The organism is Methylibium sp. T29 (genome assembly GCF_000576205.1).
Classification (GTDB): Bacteria; Pseudomonadota; Gammaproteobacteria; order Burkholderiales; family Burkholderiaceae_C; genus Methylibium; species Methylibium petroleiphilum.
This window is the reverse complement of record NZ_AZND01000337.1, coordinates 1-3,041: the sequence shown is the minus strand read 5'-3', so window position 1 is coordinate 3,041 and position 3,041 is coordinate 1. Positions and strand designations below refer to the sequence as shown.

The following is a 3,041-nucleotide window of genomic DNA, read 5'->3' as shown; positions in this document are numbered from 1 at the left end:
CTTCACGCCCAGCCGGGACGCGACTGCGCCTGCACGGTGGCGCGGGCGCGCTGCCCCAGCTGCAGCTTGCGGTAGACGTTGCGCACCGCGGTGGCCACGGCGCTCGGCGTGGTCAGCAGGCGCTCGGCGATCTCCTCGCTGACGTAGCCCTGGGCCACCAGCCGCAGCACCTCGTGCTCGCGGGCGCTGACCTCGTGGTCGCGGCGCGAGGGCTCGTCGAGGTCCATCATGCCGGTGTCGCCCCCGCCGCCGCCGAACTCCGAGAAGCCCGAGTCGCGGAAGCTCGTGTCGCTGAAGCCGTCCTCGCGGAAGCGCTTGAGCAGGTGGCGCGCGATCGCCGGCGAGATGGGCGACTCGCCGCGCGCGGCCTGCTCGACGGCGCGCACCAGCTCCTCCGAGGTGCAGCCCTTCAGGAAGTAGCCGTCGGCGCCGGCCTCGATGGCCTGGATCACGCGCGCCTCGTCGCCGAACACCGAGAACACCAGGATGTGCGGGTGCCACACGCCGTCGATCGCGGGGGCATGGCTCAACTCGCCGATCAGCTCGGTGCCGTCGCCGTCGGGCAGGCCCAGGTCGGACAGCAGCACGTCGGGGCGGCACTGCGGCAGGTCGATGCGGGCGATGCCCAGCCGGTTGGCGTGGCCGACGCAGCGGATGCCGGGCGCTTCGTTCAGCGTGTCGAGCACATGCTGGGCCACCAGCGGATCGTCTTCGACGAGATAGACCTTCAGCACGCTTGTCGTCTCCTGGGGACTGTGACTCTGGGGCGATCGGGGCCGCCTGCCGGGAGCTTAGTCGTTCACGCCGCCGCTGTCGCCAGCGGATCGGGTTGGTGCAAGAAGGAATGCGCACTCGCGCGCGGCCAGTAGAGCCGGAACACCTGGTGCGGCCAGTCAATCTCGCCGCGCTCGGCGGCCAGCAGCGCGCCTGGCTTCACGAACGGCAGCAGCGTCGCCAGCAGCTTCACCTCGTGGTCGGCCACGCGCCGCACGATGTGCGCGGCGGTGATCTCGCGCGGGTGCTGCAGCCCGGCGGCCTGCACCAGTTCCTTCAGCGCGCGCAGCGTTTCCTGGTGGAACATGAACACGCGGTCGGCCTTGGTCGGCACCACCAGCGCCTTCTGGCGCATCGGGTCCTGCGTGGTCACGCCGGTCGGGCAGTGGCCGGTGTGGCAGGCCTGCGCCTGGATGCAGCCCAGCGCGAACATGAAGCCGCGCCCCGCGTTGCACCAGTCGGCGCCCAGCGCCATCAGCCGCGCGATGTCGAAGGCACTCACCACCTTGCCGGCGCAGCCGAGCTGGATGCGATCGCGCAGCCCGATGCCGGTCAACGTGTTGTGCACCAGCATCAGCCCCTCCTGCAGGGGTGCGCCCACGTGGTCGGTGAACTCCAGCGGCGCGGCGCCGGTGCCGCCCTCGGCGCCGTCGACGACGATGAAGTCCGGCAGCAGATGCGTCTCTCGCATCGCCTTGGCGATCGCGAACCACTCCCACGGGTGGCCGATGCACAGCTTGAAGCCCACCGGCTTGCCGCCCGACAGCGTGCGCAGCTTCTCGATGAACTGCAGCATGCCCACCGGCGAGTCGAAGGCGGCGTGGCGCGACGGCGACACGCAGTCCACACCCACCGCCACGCCGCGCGCCGCGGCGATCTCCGACGTCACCTTCGGGCCCGGCAGCACGCCGCCATGGCCGGGCTTGGCGCCCTGGCTCAGCTTGAGCTCGATCATCTTGACCTGCGGGTCGCGCGCGGTCTCGGCGAAGCGTTCCTCGCTGAACGAGCCGTCGTCGTGGCGGCAGCCGAAGTAGCCCGAGCCGATCTCCCAGATCAGGTCGCCGCCGTGCTCGCGGTGGTAGCGGCTGATCGAGCCCTCGCCGGTGTCGTGCGCGAAGCCGCCGCGCTTGGCGCCGGCGTTGAGCGCGAGGATGGCGTTGGCGCTCAGCGCGCCGAAGCTCATCGCCGAGATGTTGAAGATCGACGCGCTGTACGGCTGCGCTCGCTCGCCGCCCACCGTGATGCGGAAGTCATGGCTCGCGAGCGTGGTGGGCGCGATGGAGTGGTTGATCCACTCGTAGCCCTCGGCGCCCACGTCGTGCTGCGTGCCGAACGGCCGCTTGTCGGGCTCGCCCTTGGCGCGCTGGTAGACCAGCGAGCGCTGCTGGCGCGAGAACGGCGCCGCCTCGTTGTCGCCCTCGATGAAGTACTGCCGCATCTCCGGCCGGATGAACTCGAAGAAGAAGCGCAGGTGGCCGATCACCGGGTAGTTGCGCAGCACCGAGTGGCGCGACTGCCGCACGTCGTGCACGCCGGTGCCCACGAGCGCCAGGAACACCAGCAGCACCAGGCCGCCGCTGCCGGTCACCACCCACACCAGCGCGCTCAGCAACGCGCCGACCGCACAGGCCAGCCAGACGACGTAGCGGATCGGGAAGTGTTCGTTCAGACGCAACAGCCAGGCGGGCATGACGGATTCCTCGGGGCGCGGTGACCCGGGGATGCTAGCCCTGCCGCGTGTCAGTGCGCCGGTCCGACGGGTTGGGGGTTTCCACGGGCGCCGGGCTGCGCAGCGGGGGCTTCGAGCTGCCGGTACACGGCCGTCGCCAGCGCCTGCAAGCGGGCCCGTGGCAGGTCGGCGCTCAGCGCATAGCCCTGCCGGCCATCGACCCAGTAGAAGCTGTGCGTCGGGCCGTCGCCACGCCACTGGAAGGCGGCGGGGGCCGAGGCGCCGGGCGCAGCCGCGCTGCCCAGCACCGACACGTACAGCGTCACGCGCTGCCCCTGCGCGTCCTCGTACATGAACTGCGCGCGTGCCTGACCGGCCTCGCCGGGCAGCAGCCGACCACCGACCAGCCGCAGCCCCTCGCCGTCGAGCGCCGGCACGCGCAGTGGCGCGCCCAGTCGCTTCGACAGCCACTGCACCAGGTGGGCCTGCTGCGCCGCGTCCACCTCGACCGGGTGGCGTTGATCGGGCACGTAGACGGCGTGCGCGGCCATCGCTTCGCGCACGAAGCCCGGCGCCGCCACCTGCGCCGCCTCCGGCG

At 71.7% G+C, this 3,041-nt stretch carries 2 protein-coding genes and 1 pseudogene; all 3 read right to left on the bottom strand.

The window, feature by feature from the left end:
- Positions 1 to 2: 2 nt before the first annotated feature.
- Positions 3 to 734 carry a response regulator transcription factor gene (locus tag x551_RS20450; RefSeq protein ID WP_036236167.1) on the bottom strand — a complete coding sequence of 244 codons (732 nt, stop codon included), beginning with the start codon at positions 732 to 734 and terminating at the stop codon, positions 3 to 5.
- A gap of 65 nt (positions 735 to 799) precedes the next feature.
- On the bottom strand, positions 800 to 2,464 hold the full coding sequence (locus x551_RS20445) for an FMN-binding glutamate synthase family protein (protein WP_036236169.1): 1,665 nt from the start codon (positions 2,462 to 2,464) through the stop codon (positions 800 to 802).
- A 50-nt stretch (positions 2,465 to 2,514) separates the two neighbouring features.
- Positions 2,515 to 3,041, bottom strand: a pseudogene (locus x551_RS20440) (hypothetical protein); the annotation flags it as partial.